At 52.4% G+C, this 26,285-nt stretch carries 26 protein-coding genes and 1 riboswitch; of the genes, 13 read left to right on the top strand and 13 right to left on the bottom strand.

Annotated features, from left to right (window positions below; genetic code table 11):
* Window positions 1–17: 17 nt before the first annotated feature.
* The 7 genes from K0H81_RS11120 (at window position 18) to K0H81_RS11090 (ending at window position 6,510) form a co-directional block, all read left to right on the top strand.
* Window positions 18–407: a YcfL family putative periplasmic lipoprotein gene (locus K0H81_RS11120; protein ID WP_220058365.1), complete on the top strand. Its 390-nt coding sequence runs from the start codon at window positions 18–20 to the stop codon at window positions 405–407.
* 127 nt (window positions 408–534) lie between these two features.
* Window positions 535–655: riboswitch (TPP riboswitch) on the top strand.
* Between the two features lie 72 nt (window positions 656–727).
* Window positions 728–2,869, top strand: a complete 2,142-nt coding sequence (locus K0H81_RS11115; RefSeq protein ID WP_220058364.1) for a TonB-dependent receptor — start codon at window positions 728–730, stop codon at window positions 2,867–2,869.
* Between the two features lie 64 nt (window positions 2,870–2,933).
* On the top strand, window positions 2,934–3,194 hold the full coding sequence (locus K0H81_RS11110) for a hypothetical protein (protein ID WP_220058363.1): 261 nt from the start codon (window positions 2,934–2,936) through the stop codon (window positions 3,192–3,194).
* Between the two features lie 36 nt (window positions 3,195–3,230).
* The gene (gene pnuC, locus K0H81_RS11105; protein ID WP_144198952.1) at window positions 3,231–3,878 is read left to right on the top strand and encodes a nicotinamide riboside transporter PnuC; all 648 of its coding nucleotides are present in this window, start codon (window positions 3,231–3,233) and stop codon (window positions 3,876–3,878) included.
* A gap of 39 nt (window positions 3,879–3,917) precedes the next feature.
* Window positions 3,918–5,045, top strand: a complete 1,128-nt coding sequence (locus tag K0H81_RS11100; protein WP_220058362.1) for a phosphotransferase — start codon at window positions 3,918–3,920, stop codon at window positions 5,043–5,045.
* A 230-nt stretch (window positions 5,046–5,275) separates the two neighbouring features.
* Window positions 5,276–5,866 carry an HvfX family Cu-binding RiPP maturation protein gene (locus tag K0H81_RS11095; RefSeq protein WP_220058361.1) on the top strand — a complete coding sequence of 197 codons (591 nt, stop codon included), beginning with the start codon at window positions 5,276–5,278 and terminating at the stop codon, window positions 5,864–5,866.
* 95 nt (window positions 5,867–5,961) lie between these two features.
* The gene (locus K0H81_RS11090) at window positions 5,962–6,510 is read left to right on the top strand and encodes an NAD(P)H nitroreductase (protein ID WP_220058360.1); all 549 of its coding nucleotides are present in this window, start codon (window positions 5,962–5,964) and stop codon (window positions 6,508–6,510) included.
* 467 nt (window positions 6,511–6,977) lie between these two features.
* On the opposite strand, the gene K0H81_RS11085 is transcribed toward K0H81_RS11090, so the two are convergent.
* Window positions 6,978–7,709: an oxygen-binding di-iron domain-containing protein gene (locus K0H81_RS11085; protein ID WP_011865540.1), complete on the bottom strand. Its 732-nt coding sequence runs from the start codon at window positions 7,707–7,709 to the stop codon at window positions 6,978–6,980.
* Window positions 7,710–7,750: 41 nt separating this feature from the next.
* Complete coding sequence (locus tag K0H81_RS11080) at window positions 7,751–8,368, bottom strand: chemotaxis protein (protein ID WP_220058359.1); 618 nt, start codon at window positions 8,366–8,368, stop codon at window positions 7,751–7,753.
* 343 nt (window positions 8,369–8,711) lie between these two features.
* On the opposite strand from K0H81_RS11080, the gene K0H81_RS11075 reads away from it, so the two are divergent.
* From K0H81_RS11075 to K0H81_RS11055, 5 genes are all read left to right on the top strand, one after another.
* Window positions 8,712–9,215: a GNAT family N-acetyltransferase gene (locus tag K0H81_RS11075; RefSeq protein WP_220058358.1), complete on the top strand. Its 504-nt coding sequence runs from the start codon at window positions 8,712–8,714 to the stop codon at window positions 9,213–9,215.
* A 216-nt stretch (window positions 9,216–9,431) separates the two neighbouring features.
* A complete protein-coding gene (locus K0H81_RS11070) occupies window positions 9,432–10,037 on the top strand; it encodes a GNAT family N-acetyltransferase (RefSeq protein ID WP_220058357.1) in 606 nt (201 codons plus the stop codon).
* 26 nt (window positions 10,038–10,063) lie between these two features.
* Window positions 10,064–10,516 carry a GNAT family N-acetyltransferase gene (locus K0H81_RS11065; protein ID WP_220058356.1) on the top strand — a complete coding sequence of 151 codons (453 nt, stop codon included), beginning with the start codon at window positions 10,064–10,066 and terminating at the stop codon, window positions 10,514–10,516.
* 47 nt (window positions 10,517–10,563) lie between these two features.
* Complete coding sequence (locus K0H81_RS11060) at window positions 10,564–10,962, top strand: hypothetical protein (RefSeq protein ID WP_011865545.1); 399 nt, start codon at window positions 10,564–10,566, stop codon at window positions 10,960–10,962.
* A 135-nt stretch (window positions 10,963–11,097) separates the two neighbouring features.
* Complete coding sequence (locus tag K0H81_RS11055) at window positions 11,098–11,487, top strand: hypothetical protein (protein WP_220058355.1); 390 nt, start codon at window positions 11,098–11,100, stop codon at window positions 11,485–11,487.
* A gap of 281 nt (window positions 11,488–11,768) precedes the next feature.
* Here K0H81_RS11055 and K0H81_RS11050 read toward each other — a convergent pair whose 3' ends face one another.
* Window positions 11,769–12,005: a hypothetical protein gene (locus K0H81_RS11050; RefSeq protein ID WP_220058354.1), complete on the bottom strand. Its 237-nt coding sequence runs from the start codon at window positions 12,003–12,005 to the stop codon at window positions 11,769–11,771.
* Window positions 12,006–12,779: 774 nt separating this feature from the next.
* Here K0H81_RS11050 and K0H81_RS11045 point away from each other — a divergent pair.
* Window positions 12,780–14,282 (top strand): hypothetical protein, encoded by a 1,503-nt coding sequence (locus tag K0H81_RS11045; RefSeq protein ID WP_220058353.1) that lies wholly within the window; start codon window positions 12,780–12,782, stop codon window positions 14,280–14,282.
* Between the two features lie 960 nt (window positions 14,283–15,242).
* Here the strand turns inward: K0H81_RS11045 and K0H81_RS11040 are convergent.
* The 10 genes from K0H81_RS11040 to hypF all read right to left on the bottom strand — a co-directional run bounded on the left by K0H81_RS11040 (window position 15,243) and on the right by hypF (window position 26,284).
* Window positions 15,243–17,576, bottom strand: a complete 2,334-nt coding sequence (locus K0H81_RS11040; RefSeq protein ID WP_220058352.1) for an AAA family ATPase — start codon at window positions 17,574–17,576, stop codon at window positions 15,243–15,245.
* On the bottom strand, window positions 17,551–18,216 hold the full coding sequence (locus K0H81_RS11035; RefSeq protein WP_220058351.1) for an ABC-three component system middle component 1: 666 nt from the start codon (window positions 18,214–18,216) through the stop codon (window positions 17,551–17,553). The genes K0H81_RS11040 and K0H81_RS11035 overlap by 26 nt, the downstream gene beginning before the upstream one ends.
* A complete protein-coding gene (locus K0H81_RS11030; protein ID WP_220058350.1) occupies window positions 18,197–19,429 on the bottom strand; it encodes an ABC-three component system protein in 1,233 nt (410 codons plus the stop codon). The genes K0H81_RS11035 and K0H81_RS11030 overlap by 20 nt, the downstream gene beginning before the upstream one ends.
* Before the next feature lie 525 nt (window positions 19,430–19,954).
* Window positions 19,955–20,119, bottom strand: coding sequence for a hypothetical protein (locus K0H81_RS11025; protein WP_181006099.1), 165 nt, complete (start codon window positions 20,117–20,119; stop codon window positions 19,955–19,957).
* A 25-nt stretch (window positions 20,120–20,144) separates the two neighbouring features.
* On the bottom strand, window positions 20,145–20,495 hold the full coding sequence (hypA, locus tag K0H81_RS11020) for a hydrogenase/urease nickel incorporation protein HypA (RefSeq protein ID WP_011865553.1): 351 nt from the start codon (window positions 20,493–20,495) through the stop codon (window positions 20,145–20,147).
* Complete coding sequence (hypE, locus tag K0H81_RS11015; protein WP_220058349.1) at window positions 20,495–21,505, bottom strand: hydrogenase expression/formation protein HypE; 1,011 nt, start codon at window positions 21,503–21,505, stop codon at window positions 20,495–20,497. Before hypE ends, hypA begins: the two co-directional genes overlap by 1 nt.
* Window positions 21,506–21,507: 2 nt before the next feature.
* Window positions 21,508–22,623, bottom strand: a complete 1,116-nt coding sequence (gene hypD / locus K0H81_RS11010; RefSeq protein WP_220058348.1) for a hydrogenase formation protein HypD — start codon at window positions 22,621–22,623, stop codon at window positions 21,508–21,510.
* A complete protein-coding gene (locus tag K0H81_RS11005) occupies window positions 22,620–22,868 on the bottom strand; it encodes a HypC/HybG/HupF family hydrogenase formation chaperone (protein ID WP_220045013.1) in 249 nt (82 codons plus the stop codon). The genes hypD and K0H81_RS11005 overlap by 4 nt, the downstream gene beginning before the upstream one ends.
* A 2-nt stretch (window positions 22,869–22,870) precedes the next feature.
* Window positions 22,871–23,764 carry a hydrogenase nickel incorporation protein HypB gene (hypB, locus tag K0H81_RS11000; RefSeq protein ID WP_220058347.1) on the bottom strand — a complete coding sequence of 298 codons (894 nt, stop codon included), beginning with the start codon at window positions 23,762–23,764 and terminating at the stop codon, window positions 22,871–22,873.
* A 150-nt stretch (window positions 23,765–23,914) separates the two neighbouring features.
* Window positions 23,915–26,284, bottom strand: a complete 2,370-nt coding sequence (gene hypF / locus K0H81_RS10995; protein WP_220058346.1) for a carbamoyltransferase HypF — start codon at window positions 26,282–26,284, stop codon at window positions 23,915–23,917.
* Window position 26,285: the final 1 nt, after the last annotated feature.

Genomic DNA, 26,285 nt, shown 5'->3' with positions numbered 1-26,285 from the left:
GCGTAAGGAGAATAGTGATGAACAAAGGATTAGTGTTAGGCTGCTTGTTGTTGGGACTGAGCGCCTGTGCGCCCCATACCGGCGGCATCATGACCAGCTCCACTGGTGAGGTTCGGGTCGATAATGGCTCCTTCCACTCAGATGTGGACGTCAGCGCGGTGACCACCCAAGCCGAGGCGGGTTTCCTGCGGGCCCGCGGCACCATTATCAGTAAGTCACCAAAGGATCAGCGCCTGCAATATAAGTTCACCTGGTATGACATCAATGGCGCAACGGTTGAGGATGAGGGGGTGAGCTGGAAGTCCCTTAAGCTTCACGGCAAGCAGCAGATGCAGGTGACGGCGCTGTCCCCCAATGCCACCGCGGTGCGTTGTGAACTCTATGTGCGCGAGGCCATTTCCAATTAAAAATCGCTTTCAGGAATGAGTCGAGCAAATAATTTGATGAAAACGTCAGCAATGCTGGCGTTTTTTATGGATCACGCGCAAATATTGCGTTAAATATGTCAACTCTTTGTATGAGTCATGTATAATCGGCCTCGCCAAGGGGTGTTAACGCCAAGCCATAGCTTAGCGATTGACTGAGATGTCCGCGGGACGAACCCTTAGAACCTGATCCGGCTAATACCGGCGTAGGAATGGGCCACATCACTAGATTTAACACAATCTGTCTGTGCATTCTTTCTCGCTTTCTTAAGTGCCGGATCTCAATATTGATTTGAGGTCCTATGTTTACATTAAAATCTTATTCACCCATCGCCCTTGCCGTTGCGGCGGCGTTAACTCATACCAGCCTGATGGCGAACGATACGCCGCCAGCCAACGACGAGATGGAAGTGATTGTCGTCACCTCCGATTTTCGCCAGTCTAGCCTGGACAAGATGCCCTCCAGCATCAGCGTCATAGATCAACAGCAAATTGAGGACGAGGGCGCCCAGCACTTTGAAGACGTACTCAACGGCATCGCCAACTTCAACTGGTCTGGCGGCAGCTCGCGGGCGAAATATTTCCAGATCCGTGGTGTGGGCGAGCAGGAAGAGTACCAGGGCGCACCTAACTCTTCGGTTGGCTACATCATAGACGACATCGACATGTCGGGCCTTGGGATGATCTCCAGCATGTATGATCTGCAGCAGGTCGAGGTGCTCCGTGGTCCTCAGGGGACTCGCTACGGCGCCAACGCCTTAGCCGGTCTCATATATCTCAAGAGTAACGATCCCACCTCGGTATTCGAACATGGCGCCGAGGTGCAACTGGGTGACGATAACCTTCGCACCTATAGCGGATTCAGCTCTGGCCCTCTAAGCGATTCGGGCAAGCTTTTGTACCGCGTATCGCTGCAGCAACATGAGCAGAACGGCTATCGCGACAATCTTTATCTGGGCCGCGACGACACTAACGGCAGAGATGAATTTACCGGCCGCATCAAGCTGCGCTGGTATGCCACTGACGATCTGGTGGCCGATCTCAGCCTGATGCACGCCGATTTTAACAACGGCTACGACGCCTGGACACTGGACAACAACGGTTTCGATACCCTCACAGATGAGCCGGGTGTCGACAAACAGCGCACCACGGGTGGCTCGCTTAAATTAACCTACTCGGGCGCCGACAGTTTCGAGCTGGTCTCACTTAGCTCAATGGCCCAGAGTGATACTCACCACGGCTACGACGGTGACTGGGCCAACCCTGAGTTTTGGGCGGCCCGCAGCTGCGAGGGTGAACCTTGTCAGTACGACTACACCTGGAACAAGCTGGGTGACAGAACCACACTGTCTCAGGAGTTTCGTCTGAGCTCTACCGAGGCGGGGCGTATCTTCGATGGCAGCACCGACTGGTTAGTGGGCGTCTATGGTCTGAGACTCACAGAAGACAACGACACACTCGAAGTCTATAACGGCTGGGAAGACAGACTCTTGGCCGAATATGAAGCGACTAACTTGGCAGTTTTCGCCCAGTTAGACAGCGACTTAGGCAATGGCTACGCGTTGTCAGTGGGGGCTCGTCTGGAGCGCCGCGAGAGCGATTACAGCGACTCGGACAAAGATGCCTTCGAGCCCTCAGAGAACATGTGGGGCGGTCATATTGCTCTGAATAAGACACTTAGCCCTGGCCAACAGGCCTATGCCCGTATCGCCCGTGGCTACAAGGCGGGTGGCTTTAACATGTCGCTGCCGGCTTCCCTGAGCGATAAGAAGGAGTTCCAGGCCGAGACTCTGTACAACTATGAGCTGGGCCTCAAGTCAGAGTGGCTAGATGGCGACGCGACCACACACTTCTCGCTGTTTTACATGGACAGACGCGATCAGCAGGTCTCTGCCTCACAGCAAAACCCCGACGAGCCACAGAAGTTTATCCTCTATGTCGAAAACGCCGGTAGCTCACACAACTACGGCGCCGAGCTGGAAGCCAACTGGTATGCCACTGATAATCTTAAGTTATACGGCACCCTTGGCTGGTTAGAGACTGCCTACGGCGATTACGCCTATCAGGACAAATATGGTGGGTTGGTGGATCTTACTGGCCGCGAACTGGCTCACTCACCTAATCTTACCTATAGCGCGGGGGCGACCTATCGTAGCGATCTGGGCTGGTTTGCCAACCTGACTACCAGTGGCAAGAGCGAGTTTTACTACTCAGACAGCAACGACTCTAAGTCAGAGCCCTATACTATCTTCAATGCCCGTGTCGGCTACGAGACAGAGACCTGGTCGGCTTATCTCTGGGGTCGTAACTTGTTTGATGAGAAGTATGGCGTGCGCGGCTTCTATTTCGGTAACGAGCCGGATAACGGCTGGGCCGATAAGCAATATATCCGCTACGGCGATCCTCGCCAGTTAGGTATCACTGTCAACGTCAAGTTTATGTAATTGGCGCTTTGCTGTTGCCAATCGTTGTAGGGGCGGGCAGGGCTCGCCCCCTTAAGGAGTTAAGATGAAATTAACCGCTGAAATTAGCATGTATCCCCTGAAGGATAACTATATCGATCCCATCAAGTGGTTCATCGGCCGGGTTGACACTTACGCCAATATCGAGCGCCGCACCAATGCCATGGCTACTCAGGTGTGCGGCGAATATGGCGAGGTGATGCAGATGTTGGGCACCGAGATGGAAGCCGCTCACGAGAAGTGGGGCAAGGCGGTCTTCGTGGTCAAGTTTATCGGTGGCGAGCTGGACCTGTCCCATCAAGAATAGGGCCTTAAGGCGCAATTAGGGAGCGACACACATCCTATGATAGATTTCTGGTCCGCATTGGTCAGCACCTTGACTCAGGCCTTCGAACAGGCCAATGCCATGACGGCGTGGGAGGCGGTTGCCGTGGTCTTGGCACTGGCCTATCTGGCGCTGGCGATGCGCGGCAACATTTGGTGCTGGGCGGCGGCCTTTGTCAGTACCGCCATCTACACTCTGCTGTTTTGGGAGGTCTCCCTGCTGATGGAGTCGCTGCTCAACGTCTACTACATGGCGATGGCGGGATACGGCTTCTGGTTGTGGCGCTATGGCGGCGGTGAAGATCACGGGGTCGAGGTGGTCAGCTGGTCGCTTGGGCGGCATCTCTACCTGATCGTCGCGACGACCGTGGTTTCCCTGGTGGTCGGCCATTTGATGGCAACCCACACTCAGGCCTCTTACCCCTATCTGGATGCGGCAACCAGCTGCTTTGCGGTGATGACCACCTATCTGGTGGCGCGCAAGGTGCTGGAGAACTGGCTCTACTGGGTGGTTATCGATTTTGTCTCCATCTACCTCTATCTCAACAAGGGACTGATGCTCACCTCTATGCTGTTCATCTTGTATGTGGGCATGGCGATAGGGGGTTATTTCCTATGGCGCACCAGTATGCAGCAGCCGAGTCAGGGCGACTACTCCTATGACTAGGCCGAGTCTTGCCGTACTGTTCGTTGAGGCTGAGATCTGATGTCGGCTGACGATAGTGCTGACGCGAATAGCACCTTGCTAGCGCGCCTGAGCGTTAGCCTTCCCGAGGCGGTTAAGGTGCAGCTCTCTGAGCTTGGCTGTCCACTGGATGAGCGCACACAGATACAGGTGCTCTCGCGGGGACTGAGCAACCAAAATTATCATCTAAGCCGCGATAACCAGCAGCTGGTGCTGCGGATCAACAGTCAGGCCAGCAGCCAGATCAGCGCCCGCGACCATGAGGTGGCCAACTGGCGCCTGGCAGAAGAGCAAGGCCTCGCGCCAGCGCTCTTGTATGTGGCGCCGGGCAATAGCGTCTATCTCAGCCGTTTCATCGACACAGGCGAAGATTGGAGCCGCTTGATGACTGCCAACCCCGCCCATCCCCTGCAGGAAGAGTGCGTCAGCCGGCCAGATGCCGAGGGGTTGCTGCTCGACCTACTCAAGGGGCTAGCTCAATTGCCGTTGCCCAAGAATCCAATCTCGGTGACAGAGCAGTGGCGGCGCTACTTTGGCCAGCTAGAGATGATTGCCGAAAGCCTAGATGCGGCGAGCACAGATAACGCAGGTCTTGATGCGGCAGGCAGCAGTGATCTGCCCATCTCCTATCTCGAGCCTTGGAAGATGAGATGGCAAGCGCTTAAGGCGCACCAGGGACGGGTCGATGCCGTGCTAGAGCAGCTTAATGCCTGTGAGTTGGCGCCCCAGTATAGTCACAGGGATCTTAATCCCCATAACCTTCTGATGAGCCAGGGGAAGCTCTGGTGTATCGATTATGAATACGCCTGTAGCTCTCACCCTCTAGTGGATCTCGCCAGTGTGCTGGCAACTCACAGGCTTTCCAGTGAGCAGCGTCACAGGCTGATCCTCGGTTATCTGAATGATCATCCCAAGCTCAATGACAAGGCGCTCGCGGCCATTCCCAGCGCCCTGGCGCTTTACTGGTATTTCGCCGCCTGCTGGGCACTGCTGATGGCAAGCCAGGGCGAGGGCATATTGAAGCAGACTGTGCTGCAGTCGGTGGAGAATGCACAGCCGCAGAAGCAGGGCGAGTCAGATGCCAGCCTGCCACACAGCGTGAGCGACTACCTGCAATGTTTCGATGACTTCATGGTGCTGGTGGGTTAACGCGTCTTTGGTCGTCCGACTCTGTTTCCGACTTGGTCAATCCGATTCTGTAATTCTGACTCTGTTGATCCGTCAGGGCTAACGCAAGGTTTCTTGTTGCGTTTATCTCTTCTTGTTTATTTCATTTCGCGGAGGTCATAGTTTTTCTTACCTTTGTTTATTCTTGCTGAAATTTAAATGATTAGCTAAGGGTCTATTAGGTAATGACAAAATAATGAGAGAGTGAGGTTATGCAGAAACTGTACGCTAAATTTACCCAAGGGATCGCCCAGCTCGACGGCGTCGCCGCCTTGGCACTTAGGCTCTATCTGGCGCCCGTGCTGATGCAGGCGGGTTATAACAAGCTGTCGCACTTTAGCGACACGGTGGCTTGGTTTGGTAACGCCGAGTGGGGCCTGGGTCTGCCCATGCCCGAGGTGATGGTGGCCCTGGCGGCCGGCAGCGAGTTTGTCGGTGGCTTCTTGCTGATCTTGGGCTTGGCGACCCGGTTGATCTCTATTCCCTTGATGGTCACCATGGCGGTGGCTGCCTTTAGCGTGCATTGGAAAAACGGCTGGTTGGCCATCGCCGATCCCAGCTCCTGGCTGGCCAACGAGCAGGTGATGGCCTCGGCGGAGAAGCTCGCGGCGGCCAAGTCGCTCTTGCAGGAACATGGTCACTATGAGTGGCTGACCTCCTCGGGTAACTTTGTGATCCTCAACAACGGCATCGAGTTTGCCATCACCTATCTGTTTATGCTGTTTGCCTTGCTGATCATTGGCGGCGGACGCTATACCAGTCTGGATTATTGGATCGCCCGCAAGTATCAGCCCAAGGCTTAACCCTGCACCATCGAGTGTAAATCCCACTGTTTCAGTGGGATTTTTTTTACCAATTTGCTACCCTCAAGTTCGGTATTAATGACAGGATAATCTTTGTGGATGCGATCGAACTTCTGTTGACTCGGCAGTCTTGCCCCCGACTAGTCGCCCCGGCGCCCGATGCGGCGCAGCTTACACAGATCTTAAACGCCGCGGTGCGAGTGCCGGACCATGCTGGCCTCACCCCGTGGGAATTTATCGTCGCCGAGGGCGATGGCCTAACGCGCCTGGCTGACCATTTTGTAGAGGCGATGGAAAAGGATGGTGGTGACGAGGCCGCGGTCGCTAAGGCCGCCAACATGCCGATGCGCGCCCCCATGGTGGTCACGGTAGTGGCTAAGGTAACCGAGCACCCTAAGGTGCCGGCGCTCGAGCAACATATCGCCGCGGGCTGCGCCTGTATGGCGATGCAGCAGGCCGCCTTCGCTCTTGGACTGGGCGGTATTTGGCGCACTGGCCCCTTGGCCTTTAATCGTCATCTGCATCAGGCCTTGGGTCTGGGCGAGCAAGATCAGATAGTGGGCTTCCTCTACCTGGGCACGCCAGCGGTGAAGGCGCCGTTAAAGCCGCAGAAATCGGCCGACTCGGCGGTGCGTTACCTCTAATACGGCGAGAATGTGAAGCCAGGTGCCATAGCTTCGACTTTGGTCGGGTTTACAGGGCAGTAAAAACTGGCAAAGTGGTCAGGGTCTGGTGACCTTTCCTGTTTGTTTTTGCAGTAGCTTGCAGGCGATTTATACAAGGCAGAGTCTGTGCAGTGTAGTTACTCTACATAAATTGACGATGACGCAGTAGAAATGGTCTGCAAACGCTGCCCGAAGGGGTCATTTAAACACGCTTTGCTCTGTGTTGTTCACTATTCACATAGCCCGCTATGCTTCACAGCTCGCGCCTTGAGCAAAACCTGTTTAAATTGAACAAAAAGTAAACCTGAAAGGTCACCAGGCCCTAGATTACCTATGGAAGGTTTTCACCCTAAGTGATTGTGTTGCCCGCTTGCTGCGGGCATTTTTTTGTCTGCCGGAAGAGGGGAGCTAAGACGCTAACGCTAGCCCCCAGCATAAACTCTTTTTTATACCCCCACACCCACGTTTAGGTTCTCGAACCAGTCGAGGAACTGCTTTACCTGAGGACCGCGGAAGATCCTGCCGTGCTGAGGGCAGAGGTATTGAATATCCAGCTTGCGTACCCGCTTTATCCAATCATTCTTGGCACGATTTGACGGCATCCACCTCTGATGAAAATAGGCCATCTTGGCGCAGTGTTGCTCGAAATCATCCACATAAATATCGGCCTGGGGATCTTCCAGCGCCGCACCGATATCGCCGCTCATCAAGACCTTAGTCACAGGGTCATACACATGAAAGTTACCCGAGGCATGCAGGTAGTGAGCGGGAATAAACTGCAGCTCAACTTGATCCAGGCTCACGCTGCCGCCATTGTCGGCGATGGGCTCGTAGCTGATGTTATTCATGCCGAAATGGCGGATGAACCCTTCCCATAGCCAGGGAGAGTAGAGCTTGGCCTTGGGCAGGGTTTGATCCCACAGGCCGAGGGAGGAGATGATGTCCGGATCTTGGTGGGAGGCAAACAGATGGGTCAGCTGGCTCAGGGGGATATGCTTGACGATATTGGCCAGCATGGCCGCAAACAGCTCTATGCCGCCGGGATCCATCAACAGGGCGTGATGGCTGCTCACCACCATGTATTGGTTGGTGTCTATGATCTTATCGGGTTTTTCGGGGTCGCGACCGAAGTAGAGCCATTTGTGGGTAGGGGTTTCGATGATCAGCTCACTCTTCATGGTGCGACTCCTTGTCGTTAACTTTTCGGTAAAAAGGTGGATCAGGGGGCAGTGTTGCCAAACAGGGTAATGGCATGGTCGACCCGGCGGCGGATCAACTGGGCCACATCATCTACCCGGTTGGCCACGTCGTTAAATATGGTCTGGTTGGCGGTATCGACCCGGCAGGCCTCGATGCGGCAGATGGAGGCCAGTATGTTGGCGGTGCGCAGGTTGCGTTTCAGTTCAAACAGCTGGTTTTCCATCTTGTCGATAAGGCGATCAAACTCCTGCTGTAACTTGCTGTGATGGGCCTGGGTGGCGGCAACGGCCGGGTTGATGGTATCGCCATAGGGCGCGCCATTGGCCTTGAGTTTTGCTCGCTGGAAATGATTGAGTGCCACTGCCGCCCTGGCGGTCTCTGTGGCGAGACGACTGGCCTGGTGGGCCAGTTGATTGATGTCGGTGGCCGCCTTCATGGTGTAGGAGGCCAGATCGTCGATGAAGCCAGTTAACGCCTTGAAACCGAGCGCCGCATTGCCCACCCGCGCCGAGGCTGCCTGGGCATTGCTGGCGGTGAGATTTATCTGTTTGCAGTAGCTAAGTGTCTGATTGAGCTCGGCGGCGACGACTGCCGCAATGACATGATATTGACTGATTTTCGGCGCGTGTTGTGTCATTAGAACCACTTCCTATGTAGAACCAATCACAGTATAGTCGAGATCACCCAATGCGAAAGTGACCTAGGGGCTGTTGACCTTTCCTGTTTGTTTCTGCAGCAGCTTTTAGGTGATTTATACAAGGCGGAGTCAGTGTAGTGTAGTTGTTCTACATAAGCTGACGAGAACGAGGTAGAAATGGCCTACAAATGCTGCCCAACGGGTTCATCTAAACGCATCCTGCTCTTTGTTGTGTGCAATTCACATAGCGCAACTATGCTTCTTTGCCCCACGCCGCGAGCAAAACGCGTTTAGATTGAACAGAAATTAAACCTGAAAGATAAACAGCCCCTAGGAGAATGAATTGCTTACCCTAGAAACAGAGCGTCTGGTCTTACGTGAAATGACAGTAAAAGATGCCCCCTTTATGCTGACCCTGCTCAACAGTCAGGGCTTTCTCGATAACATAGGCGATCGCGGCGTTCGCACCCTGGCGCAGGCGGAAAACCACCTCATCGAGGGGCCGATCAACAGTTATCAGGAACATGGCTATGGCATGTACTGCATCGAACTCAGGCAAAGTGGCGAGCCAGTCGGCGTGGCCGGCCTGGTGAACCGCGAGCAGCTGCCCGGTATCGACCTTGGCTATGCTCTGTTGCCGGAATTTTTAGGTAAAGGCTATGCGGTCGAGGCCAGCCGCGCCGTGCTTGCCCATGCTAAGGCGCTCAGACTCAGCAGCCTGCTGGCCATAGTGAAAGAACGCAATGGTCCCTCACGGGCGCTGCTTGAGAAGCTCGGCTTCGAGTGTCAGGAGCTTATCGCCTGGGGCGAGGGCGATGAAGTATTACTTTACAAGATAACACTTTAATTAAATTGGCTATTTTGTTAGCGTGTCTATTAGCAATCTCGTGATCTAGCTTGTAAACAAACTCGGAAACTATCTGGTCGCAGTCTTGTAAAAGCACTCTTGTAAAAAGCAGTCTTGTAAAAAGGTCATCGCGAGTAAACAGGGCCAAAGGCTAGACAGGCAATTTCATCTATCGGTCATATGGCTTTGTTATAACAAACCCATTGGAGCATCAACATGAGTCAGGACGCATTGAGAGGCTGTTTAAGTGGTGAGCGTGTGGTGTTAGAGCCGCTGCAGGAGGAGCATATTCCCGCCTTGTCCATCGCGGTCAGCGACGGTGAACTGTGGAATCTCTGGTACACCTCGGCGCCCCATCCCGATGAGATGAAGACCTATGTCGAGCAGGCTCTGGCCAGCGAGCAGCGCGGTGAGGCCTTGGCCTTTGCCGTCAGAGACAGACACTCGGGGCAGATTGTCGGCTGTACCCGCCTGATGTCATGGGATCAGACCCACAGACGTATAGAGATAGGCCATACCTGGTATGCCAAGAGCGCCCAGCGCACAGGGGTCAATAGCGAGTGCAAACTCCTGCTGCTCACCTACGCCTTCGAGACCTTAGATGTGATTGCGGTGGAATTTCGCACCCACTGGCACAATCAGCGTTCCCGCGAGGCGATCACCCGCCTGGGCGCCAAGCAAGATGGCGTGCTGCGTAACCATCGCATTCTGAAAGACGGCACCATAAGAGACACAGTGGTCTATTCCATCATCGCCTCAGAGTGGCCAAGTGTGAAGCAAAACCTTAAGTTTCAAATGCGTCAGTATCTAGAAAACCAATAAGTTAACCAAAATATCAGGGAGGATAAATGTCGGGAGAATTACGCAGGGCAAGTTTGGAAGATGCGGCCATTGTCGCGGGTCTATTTAACGAATATCGTCAGTTCTATGGTCAGGCGAGCGATATCGACCTGGCCAACAAGTTTATCAATGCCAGACTGGCGCGCAAGGATGCGGTGATCTTCTTGATGTTAGATGCTCAGGGCAATGGCCTGGGCTTTTGTCAGCTCTATCCCAGTTTCAGCTCTATCCATGCCCGCGCCAACCTTATCTTGAGCGACCTCTATGTCACCCAGCATGCCCGCTGCGTCGGGGTAGGGCGGCGATTGATGACGACCGCCATCGATTATGCCAAGGCCAAGGGGATCGCCTCTATCTTTCTCGAGACCCATAAAGATAACCATCAGGCCCAGGCCCTGTATGAGTCACTCGGCTTCCAGCTGGAGCAAGAATTTTTAGGCTATAACCTTGATATTCAGTGACATCTAAAGTAGAAATGGTTCAAACTCATTGCTCAAGGACAGTATTGATGCGCAAGACTCTTACACTTTCGCTATTCGCCCTCATGGCCAATAGCGCCGTTGCCGCCCCCTCAGAAGCCGAATTGGCATTTAACAAAGAGGTGCTGGAGTGCGCCGCCTATTACCAAATCGCCTCAGAGACCATTTCAGGCATGAATGCGCCGCAGATGAAGCCTGTGGGCGAAAGGCTTAAGCAGTCTGGCGAAGATGCCGTGACGCTGGCGAAGAAGTATCAGGACGCCGACAAGGTAGAGCAGCAGCTTGCGGCAACCGTCGCCGAGCAGAAGGCCAGCCTGCCGAGCAACCACAACCTGGGTAGCCTGATGAACCGTTACAAGGGCCCTTGTCAGAAGCTGATGGCTAACCCGCAGGAGCGTCTGGATTACTGGATCATGGCGACCATGTAAGCGCCTCTGTCACAGGCAAAATTTCAACAAAAGAGTGCGCTGGCGCACTCTTTTTCGATCATGCATGAAACAGGGAATCGACTAGACTGGTCTAGATAAGGGTGATCTTTACTCGCCCGTTTTCATGGAGACTCGATGAACATCTATTTTCTCATCGCCGGCATCATCGCCATCTTGACCTGCGTCGGCCATTTTACCCTGGGGAAAAAACGTTTCTTAACCCCTATGCTTGAGGCAGATTTCGACCCCATCGCCAAATCTGTTATGCACTGCGTATTTCACTACATCTCGGTGTTTCTGGTGCTCTCGGCGCTGGTGCTGTTGGCCTGTTCCTTCTCCATGGTCTCAAACATGCAAAGCTATGGGCTGCTACTGTTTATCGCGCTGAACTTCGTGCTGTTTGCCGTCTGGCAGATCTACATAGGATACTTTGCGGAGATAAAGGGCGCATTTCGCTCCCTGTTTCAGTGGATCTTCTTCGCCCTAGTGAGCGCCTTTACCCTGGCGGGAATTTTTCTGGGCTAATTCTGAGAGTGCTTCAGGGAGAGAGCTAAATTTTAGAGCTATGTTTTAAAACTTAGGTTTAAACTTAGATTTAGAACTGGTGTGCCACTGGCTAAGAACTGGGCTTTAAATCTGGATATGAATCGGGCTTTTAATCCAAAAGCAGACATCTTGGGATGACTCTGGCATGCGCCGCGGGGTGAAAGTGTCGTCCCAAGATGTAATGGCAAGGTGCAAACTTAGCGCGTGTTAGGCTGAGGTTGTTCACCTTAGGTTTGTCGCTTTAAATTCTTAACTTGAGTTTATTCACCCAGTGGCTCACTCGGCTCATAGCAAGAGTTGCTCGCCTGACAATCAGTGGCCTGGTTGCTGAGATAGTTAGCATTCAGCGGCGGCTCATCATTTTTAAAGCTGGCCCACTCGCTCTTGATGGTCGACAGCCAGCCACCTTCTTCCTCCGCACCCAAATAGTTGGATACGTCGACAAAGGTCAGCCAGAAGGCATAGGCCACGATGGAATAAATTGTAAAGCGGAACATGATTTTCACCCTGGTGTCACTAAATTAGAAACGCACTATACGCCGCTTTTTTTAGGAAATAAACTGTCAATGTTTTGCCGCTTTTTAGTGTATCACTCTGCTGTGTAACCATTTGTATTTAATGGTTTAAAATTTATTAAGTGGTTGCTTGTGTATGTAAAAATGACGCTGTCATTTTATTAGCAAAGGATCTATTTTTTGACTCTGTTTGAGTGGGAGGTGGGGAGTTGGCATTGTTTTTGACTAGCGGTTTGAAGTTTAAGGTGGGGGTTGAGGTGGTGTTTGTTGGTGGTGAATTAGTGAGCGATTTCGGCGCTCATTTCGTTAGTTGTTAGTTCAGCGTATGCCGGTATTCGTGTCTACACAGTGGAGTTAAGGTTGTACCTTCATAGCAATCAATCGCCTGGCCGGCGGGTGTTGTACATGGAAGCACTAATGTCCTGAACAGAGGGATGTAAAACAACGGAAGTGTACATATGTTGCAATTTTGTTTTCATTGGCGGTGAATTCGTGGTATTCAGTTTGCCTGTGCACCAAGGTTACGCGGTTGTCCTTGATGAAATCCAAGGAAAATTCTGTATTTCGCACATTTATTTTCAATCAAATTATTGACTTACACTGGGGCTTTTTAGTTAGTCGCACAAAAGGAACTTGGATTGACTCATTTTTTGGCAACAAAGGCCATTTGTGGAAATGAAATGATCATATCAATACTTCCTTGCGGATGCTGAATCGTTACAACGCCCAGGAAAAGGAAGATCAAGGGGAAACCGAATGTCTTTATCACCAGCTTTTTTAAGCCGGATCCATCGTCTGTACACGGGGTTGACGAATTTCGCCCATTCATCGAAACCGGCATTCATAGTGCTGGCCTGCTCAATGGGCGCACTGCAGGGCTGTGACGGTAGTGAAAACGCTCCGACTGCGCGACTGACGGCAATGGAATCGTCTAACGTGCCCGGCCGAATGGAACTCGATGGAAGTTTTTCCGTTGCAGGCGGTGAGAGAAAACTGATTGCTCATACTTACACAGTAAAAAACCTGGATACGGGCGAAACCGTCTATGGGCCGGTTACCATTCAGGGTGGGCCTAACCGGGGGCCGCTCAAAGTCCACCCCTACGCCGATACCGCCTCAACCAATGGTGTCAAAGACGTTTCGGGGAACTACCAGGCGACGCTCACCGTCATGGACGATGTGGGCCAGACGCACACCGCAGTGACAGATTTCGCCCTGGGTGGAGCGGTTTCGTACGCTATCGAGGACTGCGATGCAACCTGTTCTCTTGCCACCGGCAATTCAAACCAGGTGGTGTGCAGCCTAAATACCAGCTGTAATCAAGCGGTTTTCTGGACCAACATTGCAACCCAGGCAAGTCCCCTCAACAGCGCCATAGACGAGAATACAACCTTGTGGATACAGGCAATCGGCGCCGGAGGAGGTAACGGCACTAACAATTCAGTAGGCGGCGGGTCGGGAGAAGGCGGCAAAGGAGGCTTTGCCCAGATGGTAACCACAGGCACCGAGTATGGAAATATTTTCGGAAACGCGATTTTCTACTACTACTTGGGGCAAGCGGGAAGTCATGATAGCAGCGGAGGGGCCGGAGGCGCAGCCACGATCGTGACAAGCTTTGAGCCGGACGGCTCCCTGCCGCACAACGAGATAGTTCTGATCGCCGGCGGCGGTGGTGGTGGCGGCGAGGGAAGCGCCTTCTACAGCGGTTCTATGCAAGGCGGCGGCGGTGGCAACGGCGGCTTCGCGTATTCAAGCCAAGTTGGCAAATCGGCAACCGGCGTAGGCGCAAACGCCTTTTACGATGGCCTGCCTTCTTTAGATGGGTCTTGGTTCACCAATACCAACGGCATGGGCGGGGGCGGAACCGATTGTACGGAAGGCGTGGCCTGCGGGGGCGATGGCCATAATGGCGGGTATCAGGGTTTCGGCGGTGCGTCGGGAGGTTCGGGTTCTGAAGGTTCAAAGGGCTGGATAAACGCTGGTCCCAATCTGGCGGTCAATGCCGGCAAAGGTGGTGAGGGCGGTAACCCGGCCACCTGCGGCGGTGGCGGCGGTGGCGGCGGCTATGGTGGTGGCGGCAGCGGTACCGTATATGGCACGGACGCTTCTGGTGGGGACGATTACCGATGCTATGGCGGGGGCGGTGGCGGTAGTTATGCGATGCCTTCAACCAGGACGGACAGCAAGGCCCCGACTTCCTATGCAGGAAACTCCGGAAACGGTGAAGTGCTTTTCATCTTCAACGTCGATCCCTCATAGAAGGTGCCTGATAGGTGCTTGGCTTGAAAAAACATCAAGACTAGCAAGTCGACTAAAGTTGTTTGAGTCATTTGTCAAAAAGCAACTAATAAATAAAGTGTCGCTTAGTCGACACTTTATTTGGCTGTTGAATAAGCCTGTCGCTCTATTAAGTCAATTGCTCTGATGCGCACAGGAAGGAGGAGCGCCCGCCACTGATTGACCGGCGAGCGCTGCCATGAAACCTATGAGCTTATGCTCTCAAACAACTAAGTCGTCTGCTTCCTTTTCGCCAATTTGAAGTTATCCGAAGCAGACTGTTTCGATAGTAATCCCTAACTCGAAACTGTCTAACAATGGGTTAGAACGACCACTCTAAACGGTTTATGCCCCAAAGTGTGTTGGTCTTGGAATGAAGGTTTGGCATTTCTATTGTTTGATTGATTTGTATTTGGCGACATGGTCATTAATTAAATGAGTTGAAGGTCGTCGTACCTTCAGAGGAATCTAACGCCTGCCCGGCATGGGAGGTTTGTCAGTAGTTTTTCAGTTGAAGCGTTTACCAGCATTCGTGTCTATATATTGGTGTCGAAGGTCGAACCTTCATGGCAACCTAACGCCTGCCCGGCGTGGTATGTGCAAGCACTCTTTTGGCACGCTGTGAATATATCCTTATACGCTTCACGGCGGCGTCCATGCCGCCGAGAGCCAAAAGTGTGCTTACACTAGGGTTTTAACGCTTCTTCGATTTCCCCGTGTTTGTTGTGAATAGGGCGCAAAAAATAACTTCGTTCTGCCTCAGAGTGAATTATGACTGATACGAGATCGATTAATAGAGTTCTGATTTTGGCATATCTAAGCTAATGCAGGATAAAGGTTAAACCTGAGCCCACTGATGTTTATGACCCTCTCTTCAATATGGCTAACTTATCCGCATGAATATCACATACACCCAGTGCTATAGCATTGCCACGGGCGGCTTTACGAAGCTTCTTTCGCCAAGAGCTGCATGTTGAGCGAACTTGTTTTCAAGCCTGCTCTGTCGAACCGGTAGCGCATATAGGCTGAGATATCATCCTCGTGGGAGGAGACAACCAACTGGCAATGCTTGAGTTCGCAACGGAGTAGATCGGTAAAGGAAGCAACGTTAACTTCATCTAGAGATTGTGACGGATCATCAATCAGGATGAGAGGTACTCCAGCATAGACCTTGTTGAGCGAGAGGAAGAAAGCAAGGCTAAGGGCTGACACCTGACCAGAACTCATAGACATGACTGCGTCGTGTTCAGACTTCTCAGCAGTCAGGAACCTTAACTGCGTACCTTCGCGGCTTTCGATAAACAGCCCCAGACCACGCTGGTAGTTTTGGATCAGTCGGCCACTGTAGATATGGAATATGAGCTCAATAGCCGAAATTGTCTGGTCGGTATACCTTTGCTCTGTCTCCTTCAGTGTGTCGCGGAGCTTTTTGATTTTACTTTGTGCTTTTTGGGCCGCTAGGGTTTCTTTTTCGATAAGTTTAAGATCGGAAATACAGGTTTGGAGCCTGGCATTTTGAGCCTCGTTGGCCTTAATCGATATGTACAGCTCTTTGTACTTTAGGTCTTCAGCTGTGATTATGTAGAAGTCTTGAAGGTCTTTGAAGGCACTGTTTGTTGTTTCTCGCCAGTCCTCCGGCAGAGCTAAAGCATCAGTTTCAACCTGTTTTTTATTCCTTAGAATCTCTTTGAGCTTTTCAAGTCGCTCATTTATTACATTATCAATTTCCGTAAATGAGTCAGTGAATTGAATGTTTTCGTTTTGCAGCTTCTCCAGTAACAGGGTTATTGCTGGGAGCCGAAGCTTAATTTTAGTCAGTGCTGCATGGAGATTTGGTTCAAATGTAGGCTTGACAAGTTTCAAGCTGTCTTGGATATGTGTGTCGATGAGCTTCAGCTCAGCATCCATAGCAGCGATAAGGTTAATTAAGTCCTTGCCGTCTTGAGCAAGCGAATCAGAGAGCTGCTTGGTTCTCGATTCAATGGCATCTACCATTGATTTGTGATCTTCCCAGTCAGCACCACAGAGAGGGCACAACTGATCATCGGGATAGGACTTCTTATGTTCATCAATCAGCTGCCTTTTCAAGCGTTCCAATTCGGTTATGACGTTCGCATTGGCGCTGCTTTTTTTGCGTAGGCTGTTTCGGGATTCAATTTGTAACTCAAACCACTCAAGGCGCCCATCCACCCAGTTTGGTAGTAATCGGGCTTCTTCGAGCTTGATTGCCGTAGCACCGCGTTTGATGATGTTTGCTGAACGCTCTAACTCATCAATTTCTTTCTTGATAGCATCAAGCACATAAAGTTTGCCAAGATCCTTACCAAACTGAGCCAAGCTTCTCAGGGATTCCTCGTTACGATCAATTTCGGCATCGATTGTCTCGTTATGAACCCTGACCTTTATCGTGGCTTTGAGTGGTAGAAGGGTGATAATCTTGCGAACAGACTTGAGGTAGGCAGTATGATCTACCGCTGAATACGTCGAGAACAGGTTCTCCTTGTCCCATCCAGGCTGGACATTTGCCGTTGAGAGCTTTTTGTATCCAACGATCTCAGCCTCAGCCTGTAATGTGTCTCTTAGGGTGGCTATCTCTTCGGTGAGTGACTCGACTTTTGCCTTACGCTCAGGATCGTTGATGTGCTTTGTCAGTTTACTGTATATGGTGTTGCAGTTTTCGATCTCGGATTCGATATCGCTGATGTTAAATAGGTTTCCTAATTTATCCTTACGTTCGTCTACCCGAGTGTGTAACAGCCGGTTTTGTCCTTGCTCCAGATAGTTAAGGAAGGAAAAGTTTTCCCTGAAGTTTTTACCGAAAACTTCGTCAAGGAAGTTGTTGTCGCGCAGATTGATCTTCGTAAAGTCAGATGATTTAAATTCCGGCAGCTCGTAGAGCTTAAAGTTTTCATACTTGTCTGCACGATTGTTCGCTGGTTTTTTGAATATCACCGCTGGGCAATGCCTGGCTAAAACAAGTTTGCGATCATCATTAGTAAATTCAATCTTAATACAGAGGTCGTTCTCGCCGGAGCGATTGTTCCAGAAGAGATTGTCCGCGTAGTCTCTCTTTTTCTTGGTTAATAATGTAGAGAATAGATTTTGTATTCGATTTATCTGGCCTGTGAGCAGCAGTTCGATTGCGTCGAAGATGCTTGTTTTACCATAACCGTTTGGCCCGTCCAGAGTTAGCAAGGACGACTCGCCAAGATCTAAGTAGATATGCTTGAATGCTTTGAAGCTTGAGACTTCAATCTTGGATATTTGCCAGTTCATTGTTAATCATTTCCTTGATAATTTTGTCGACGTTTTTGTTTGTAACTCTCTGAATAGTCAAATACGAATCGTTCAGACCGGCTTCTGCAACGGCCTCAGCAGCCTGCAACCTTAAGGATATAAGGTTTTCTTGATAGCTAGGTAACTCTAAGAAAGGAAGCTTGATAAAGGTCTTTGCCGCGAAGCTGTATTGTGTGGCGACAAGAGGATTTTCTTTGTAGTTAAGAAATTCCTTTTTGTTAGCAATGACAGATACCAGTTTGTCGTAGGTAAAATCTGTAAGCGCACTTTCTTCCGCTCTACTGTAGTAGAGGACATATTTCTTATAAAAATGCGGATCCTCCTCGATTGCGAAGATTTCTTCTTCGTGATCTTTGAACTCAGCCAGAACGTCAAGGCGATGAACGCAAATCAGATCGCAATTCTTCTTGAAGCTTGGATTTCTGAGAAATTCCTCAGGCGCAAGGTGATTGATTCGGTTATTCAGTTCGGCTGGGTCAGGGAAGTCGTCAAGATTATGTAGGACTGCGAACCTGATGGCAGATCCAGATTCGCGAATATAGAAGCTTGTGGTATCCAGTTTGCGTATATTTACAAAGTTATGGGCAACAAGTGCTTCATCAATTAGTTGCTTTATCATTCAGTCGACCCTCCGCGTCGTCCTTTGTTATTACGCTAATGCATAGTGACTTGGTGAAGTTGCTTTCAAGTTTTTCAGTGGTCAGCTTGTTGTCGTAGTCATCCGAGTTTGTGAATTTTGTATTAAAGGTGAATGAGGCTTCCGACTTGCTGGCGATTAGATGGTTGTACTCAAACAGTAGTCTCAGTAAATTTCCGTTGTTTTTCATTTCACTGATCATGTCAGATTCACACTCTTCGCTTTCATCCACGTCAAGAGCTGTAGGTACGTAGAACCGATTTTCGCTGTCGAGGTAGTGCGGGAGATTTTTGAATATGGGCTCCACTGAAATAGCCTGGATAAGCTTAGTGTAGCGTCTTATGTCGTTCGTCTGAACGTCTTGAAACCGCTCGGATGGCTTCATCATCTGGCATAGGGTTTCCAATTCTTCGATGTCGGTTTTCCGAATGTGCTCACATAAACGCCTAGCTCTCATATAAGTCGTGTCACTCATGGTTGGTAGCGCCTGATCCAGTCTTTCTTCTAAATGGGTTTGGAGCCTGGCCTTTAGTTCAATGGCATAGTAGTCGCGATTCTGATAGGGATTTTCGGCCAGCAATTCCTTTAGGATATCTCTTCCATTGATACGGCTCTCGTAAGCAGCCTTGTTTTCTGAAAAACCGTCCACTTGATTTAATTTGTGATTGTGTATCGCCTTGGTACTTATTTTTTCTGAGAGTAAGCAATAGTTAAAATTTATGAGATTATCACTGACCGTGATGGACTGTTTCTCACAGATTTTTTTTATTAGCGCTTTGGTCAGCCCTTCAATTTCACCCAGTCCACAATGATAGTTGTCTCCGTAACGGTAGAATTTCACTATTTCTCCGCTAGCGCCTTTGTGATCATGGGTATTGTCTAGCTGTACGGATACGTGAAAGTAACGGGGCGTCCCTTTTATTTTGTCGTATTCGATCAACGTTGACTGCTCCAGAGCCGAGGAGTAGCCACTACGATATTTACTAATCTTCGCTTTGACTTGATGGGCGGTTTGTAGCTTTCCATTTTTATAAATAGCAAAGTCGTCACTACTATCTAGCTGAAGCTCGAAGTTTAAGTCGTCATCGTAAATAAGCTTAAGTGAGTGATATAGCGCAATTTTTCCTTGATAAACGAAGCCACTCCATGAGGATATGGCGCTTGCTGGGTATTTCTCATCATCTTCTTGACTCACATGAACTCCTTTCACCGTTAGAGACAGCTAGTGTAGCGGTCTTATATTACTGTATTTAAGTGTGCTTATGCACTCGCCTCGTTTAATTGATGAATATATTTTGTATTTTTTCAAAACTTTATAAAGAACAATGCCTGCATCGCTACTGACTCAATAGCCACTTCCGAGCCTTTCTTTAAACAAAGTCAGCTTATCCCAAATCATCAGTTAAAAATAATAGTGCTGAGTTACTTTTGTCCAAAAATGAGTTGAGCCGTGGCAAGGTTTTAAGGTTTTCGGATGAAGCGCTAAAAAAGTGTCTGTTTGGGGCGTTTAAAACGGATTTAAGTTTATTGAGGGGAGAGGGCGCAAGCTGCTACCTCGTGAGGGGGTCATCTGTGGATGATTTGATGAAGCCTGTTTACAAACTCACAGTGTTGGTTGTCAAAGTGTGCTTACGTAAATCGAGTTTTGGCCAGACGGCTCAAGACGGCGCTAGACTCTGGCGAGTCTAACGCTGTCTTTACGCTTAGGGTAACGCTTGGATTAAGAGCGTTTCTTCCACAGCATCACGCCGGCGACGATGATCACTAGCGCTATGATGGGGAGTAGGTCGTTAAGGTGGTGGAACAGACCTATGCCATTGTGTCCTGGGTGTGCCCAAGCCGCTGCAGGAAGAAGGCTAGCGAGTAGTAGTGAGGCTTTTTTCATTGTAATACTCCATATATGTTTGGTTTTATTCATCGGTTTCTAGCTCTAGTTGCATCAGCAGCAATTCTTCCCCTTCGATGATGCGGGTCTCATAGCTGTGACAACTAGGACAAATGACACTTCGTTCCTTGATGGTATGAGTGCTTTGGCAAGCCTGGCACTCGAGCACCAATTCTTGATGTAGAATCTCCAGTTCCGCCTCTCTAGCGCGCCCCTCTAGCTTGAAGGTCTCAAACGCGGTCGCCAGTAGGGCGGGCTCGACGCCGCTTAAGACGCCGATCTTTATCACCACCTTAGTGATTTTGCTCGCCTGATTGGCGATGGCGTGCTGTTCACACTGTTCCAGCAGGGCGGTGACAATCGAATACTCGTGCATTAACAGATCCTTGGCAGTAGTTCACCCTGGGGCAGATCGAGGTAGCGGCTGCTGCCCCATGGGGTCTTGAGCACCACTTTGCCCGGATGGGTTTCTTCCACATGGCCTATGATGGCCGCCTGCTGACAGTGGCCGTAGCGCTGGATGATCTCCAGTGCACCTTCGGCAATCTCACCCGGCACCGCCAGGATAAAGGTGCCTTCGTTGGCCAGGTCATGGGGCTCGAAGCCATAGAGTTCACACAGGCCTTTGACCTCGTCACACACGGGGATCTTGCTCTCCTCGACATTGATGCCGACATCGGAGGCGCTGGCCCATTCATTAAGCACAGCAGCCAGGCCACCACGGGTGGCGTCGCGCATGGCGTGCACCTCTATGTTGCAGGCGATCAACTGTTCGACCACGGGCCAGAGGTTGGCGCAGTCGCTGACCAGCTCAGATTCCAGGGTGAGTCCCTCACGGGCCATCAAGATGGCGGCGCCGTGACGGCCGATATCCCCTGAGACGATAATGGCATCGCCTACTTGCAGATTTTTCACCGAGATCTGTGGCTTCAACACGCGGCCTACGCCAGAGGTGTTGATAAACAGACCATCGGCACAGCCCTTAGGCACGACTTTGGTATCGCCGCAGACGATGCGGGTGCCGCTCTTGTGCAGCTCCTCGGCCATGCTATCGACGATGGTTTTCAGATCCTTGATGGCAAAGCCTTCTTCTATGATGAAGCTGCAGCTCAGGTATTGGGGCTCGGCGCCCATCATGGCCAGATCGTTGACCGTGCCCGCGATGGCGAGCTTGCCTATGTTGCCACCGGCGAAAAACAGCGGCGATACGGTGAAGGAGTCTGTGGTGAAGGCGGCCTGACCCTCGAAGTGGAGCAGGGCGGCGTCTTCTTCGCTTGCCAAAATCGGGTTATTGAAGGCCTTGAAGAAGATCGACTTGATCAGTCGGTTCATCTCCTTGCCGCCACCGCCGTGACTGAGTTGTACGGTTTTTTCGTTGTCGGCCATGATTAGACTCCGTTATAGCGGTAATAGGCGTTGCAGGCGCCTTCCGAGCTGACCATGCAGCTGCCGAGGGGCGTCTCTGGGGTGCAGCCGCGGCCGAAGACCTTACAGTCTTTCGGCTTGGCGATGCCTCTTAAGATGTCGCCGCACTGGCAGGCCTTGTGATCGTCGATATCGGCCACATCCAGCTTGTCGCGATAGATCACCTCGGCGTCGCGATGGGCATATTCGGGTTTTAGCATCAGCGCCGACTCATTCAGCGGTCCCAGACCGCGCCAGCGAAAATGCGGCCTGACGGTGAGGTACTGATTGACCTTCTGCTGGGCGTGCACGTTGCCTTCCTCGCTCACGGCGCGGCTGTACTGTACGTCGAGTTCGGCGACCCCTTCGACCTTCTGTTTGACGATGCGCAGGATAGATTCCATCACATCCACAGGTTCGAAGCCGGAGACCACTACGGGCGTGCCGTATTGGTTAACGGCGGGGCGGTAGAGCTTGGCACCCGAGATCACGCTCACGTGAGCCGGGCCGATAAAGGCATTCACCTTGGCTTGGGGATCGGCCATCACGGCGTCTATGGCAGGTGGCACCAGCACATGGTTGATATGAAACAGCAGGTTATCAAGCCCTTGTTTCTCGGCCTGCTCGATAAGCACGGCGGTCATGGGGGTTGAGGTCTCAAACCCTATGGCAAAGAAGATCACCTGTTTATCCGGGTTCTCCTTGGCAATGGTCAGGGCGTCCATGGGATCGTAGAGTGGGCGAATATCGCAGCCCTTGGCCCTGAATTCGGCCAGGCTGCCTTTTGAGCCGGGTACGCGGATCATATCCCCCAGGGTCACCAGGATCACACCGGGCTGAGAGGCCAGGATGGCGGCGTGGTCGATGCGCTCTTTCGGCATGACACACACGGGGCAGCCGGGACCGTGAACAAATTCGATGTTGTCTGGCAACAGCTGGTTGAGGCCATATTTCATGATGGTATGGGTATGACCGCCGCACACCTCCATGATGTAGATGTTGCCCTCATGCTTGGCGGCGTGCAGGGCGATCTCCTTAGCCAGGTTGTGTATGGTTTCAGGATCTCTAAAGCCCTGATATAGCTGCTTGAGCGCTATCATGCCTGGGCCTCCTGCTCATTCATCTTGGCGACGATCTCCTGATACAGGGCCAGGCTCTGCTCGGCGTCGGCCTTGTCTATCTTGTTCATCACGAAGCCGATATGGATCAGCACATAGTCGTCGAGGGCCAGTGGCTCCTCCATCAGATGGCTGCTGACCTTGCGCTTCACCCCCAGGGTCTCGACCGTTACGGCCTGCTCCTCGGGGTGGAGTTCGACAATTCTTGAGGGGATGGATAGGCACATGGTTACTGGCTCCTGTGGGTGTTTAGCCAGTCGACCACGGCGCGCATGCTGTCGCCATCCTTGATGGAGGTGGTGATCACTTCGGCCTCTGGGTTAAGGCGTTTCACTTGGGCCTTGGCTTCCTCGACGCTGAAATCGAAGTGGGGCAACAGGTCGGCCTTGGTGATCAATACCAGATCTGCCTTGCGGAACATTACCGGGTATTTCTCTATCTTGTCGTCGCCTTCGGGTACAGACACCAGCACTATGTTGAAGTGGGTGCCCACATCGTAAGAGGCGGGGCAGACCAGGTTGCCGACGTTCTCCACGAAGCAGATATCCAGGGCCGCCAGATCCACATGATGTAGGGCATCGTGCACCATGAAGGCGTCCAGGTGACAGGCGGAGCCGGTTTGGATCTGGAAGGCGGGAATGCCCTTGGCGATGAGGCGGTCGGCGTCACGGGAGGTCTCAAGATCGCCTTCGACCACGCCATAGTTAAGATCTGTGTACTCCTTGAGATGCTCTAGCAGTGTGGTCTTGCCGCTGCCAGGGCTGCTCATCAGGTTGAAGGCGGTGATATTGTGGGCCTCGAAGTGGGCACGGTTGTGGGCTGCTTCGTGATCGTTTTTATCGAGGATCTTATGGATGACAGACAGTGTCTTCTTGTCGTTGAGCTGGGGATTGCTACGCAGGGCGCCGTGGTCGTGATGATGCCCGTGGCTGTGCTCATGACCGTGCGCGTGGCTATGCTCGTGGCTGTGCTCGTGATGATGCCCGTGGCTGTGCTCATGACCGTGCGCGTGGCTATGCTCGTGGCTGTGCTCGTGATGATCATGCTCATGGCTGTGGTGATGGTCGTGATCATGGTGGTGATCATGATCTCGAGTGATAGAGCAGCCGCAGTCTTTACACATAATGAACTCCAAAAAATCTAAGGCGTTAATGCCATTTTGCGCTAGGAGCCCGGTGACTTCATTGACCCGGGTCAGTTTTAGGCAAAATCCTGTTAATCAAATTGGCTCAAGCGCTTATCACAGGGCGATTTAGGCGCGGCTTAAGCCGAGTTAATGCTTGTGTATGGCGTACCAGAGTTGCCCCAGGGCAATGCCGCCATCGTTAACCGGTACCTGATGCGAATCGAGCACCTTAATCTTAGCCATCTCTAGGCGTTTACGTGTCTCGCTGAGCAGATAGCGGTTTTGAAACACGCCGCCGCAAAGCGCCACGTCGAAGCCGCTATGCTTGATGGCGCAGTCGGTGACCGCCTGGGCCAGCGCGTTCATGAAGCCGCGGGCGATAAGGCTTATGCCTTCGGGTTTGTGCTGCCATTTGAGCAGGGCATCCACCATCTGTGCCCAGAGGGCTTCTAGCTGCCATACGCCGTCGCTCTCTCTCATGCTAAAGGCCAGATCCGCTGCCGCAAGCTCGCTTTCTAACTGCGCCTCGCTGACCTCATTGGCCTTGGCCTCGATCAACATGCCGGCCTGTCCCTCAAATTGGGTGGTCTGCATCAGGCCGAGCAGGCAGGCGGTGGCGTCAAACAGACGGCCGATGGAGCTGGTCATCTGGGTTGCAACGCCTTTGTGCCACAGGGTATGCAGGTTGCCGATGAGGCTGGCTGGCAGTCCCTCGATTGCCGCCAGTGGCAGCGCCTTAATCTCTTCAATTGAGTAGCGCGCGAACAACAGTGCCAGCATGATGCGGCGGGGATCTTTAATCGCCTGCTCGCCGCCGATTAGCGCCATTGGGCTCAGATGGGCGACGCGCTTGAAACCTGAGATATCGGCTAGCATGGCTTCGCCGCCCCAGAGTTGGCGCTCATCCCCGAGGCCCGTGCCATCGAAGCTGAAGCCCAATACCTTGTCGACTCTCTGATTGACGGCCATGACGCTGAGGATATGGGCGTAGTGGTGCTGCACCTGAGTGTAGGCGATGCCTTGCTCAACTTTTTGTCGCTGGGCCCAGATGGTCGAGGCGTAATCGGGGTGCTTGTCGCTCACCAGGTGTTTGGGGCTGAACTGGTACAGGCGCTTAAAGGTCGCCAGGGTGTCGATAAAATATTGCTCCGCCTCCAGGCTGAAGAGATCGCCTATGTGTGGGCTGAGCACCAGGTTGTGGTCGAAGCCGAAGGCAATGCTGTTCTTCTGCTGGGCGCCAACGGCCAAGGTTTCTTGGGGGACTTCCTCTGGCAGCGCCAGGGTCAGCGGCGCATAGCCCCGCGCCAGACGGATCACCTGCAGCTTGTCATCCACCATCTGCACCACGCTGTCGTCACAGCCGTTAAGGATCTCGCGGTTATGATCCAGCACGGCATCGACCACCTCGCCCAGGCGCTCGAAGATCTGCTCGCCGTGCGTGATGATGGGCTCGCCGCTGCGGTTGGCACTGGTGGCCACGAGCGGGCGGTTTAGCCTGCTGAGCAGCAGTTGATGCAGCGGCGTGTAGGGCAGAAACAGCCCGAGTCTGTCGATACCAGGTGCCACGGCCGGGCTTAGTGTGTCGCTTTCGTTCGCATCGCTACTGGATTCTTCTTTGCTGAGCGCCTTTTGCAGCAGGGTGATGGGCCGCTCGGCGCTTTGCAGCAGTTGCCATTCGGCATCGCTGCCGCAGGCCAATGTCTTGGCCATGTCGAGCGAGGCGCACATCACGGCGAAGGGCTTGGCCGGGCGCTGCTTACGGGATCTCAGCTGCATTACCGCCTCGTCATTGGTGGCATCGCATACCAGATGAAAGCCGCCCAGCCCCTTGATGGCCAGAGTCTTGCCCTGGGCCAGCAGCTCGACGGCCAGGTCCAGCGCAGCGTTACGCTCACCAAGCAGACGCTTATCTTGTGCCAGCAGGCTGAGCTGGGGGCCGCATTCTGGGCAGCTCACCGGCTGGGCGTGGTAGCGCCTGTCCAGCGGATTCTGATAGGCCGCCGCGCAGGCATCACACATGGCAAATTCGGCCATGGCGGTGTTGGGCCTGTCATAGGGCAGGGCGCGGATCAGGGTATATCTGGGGCCGCAGTTAGTGCAGTTGGTAAAGGGGTACTGATAGTGACGGTTGCCGGGATCCATTATCTCATCGAGACACTCCTGGCAGCTGCTCTTGTCGCTGGAGACGGCCACCACCGCCTTGGCATCCGCCTGGCTGTGCACTATCTCGAAGCTGTCGCACTCTTCAAGCGGCAGTGCTGTCTGGCTCAGGCTATCGATGCGGGCAAGTGGCGGTGGCGTCTGAGTCAGGGCCTCGACGAAAGAGCTAATCGCCGCATCGCTGCCTTGCAGCTCCACCGTCACGCCTTTACTGTGGTTGAAGGTCAGGCCCAGCAGATCAAGCTCAGTGGCCCAGCGATAGACGAAGGGGCGAAAACCGACCCCCTGAACAATACCTGTGATGTCCAGCTTGACTCGCTTGGTCGCCTCTATGGACGCTTGCAGCTTGGCAGACATG

The organism is Shewanella halotolerans (genome assembly GCF_019457535.1).
In the GTDB taxonomy this organism is placed as follows: Bacteria; Pseudomonadota; Gammaproteobacteria; order Enterobacterales; family Shewanellaceae; genus Shewanella; species Shewanella halotolerans.
The sequence above is the reverse complement of the archived record's forward strand: the minus strand, read 5'-3'. Positions and strand labels throughout refer to the sequence as shown.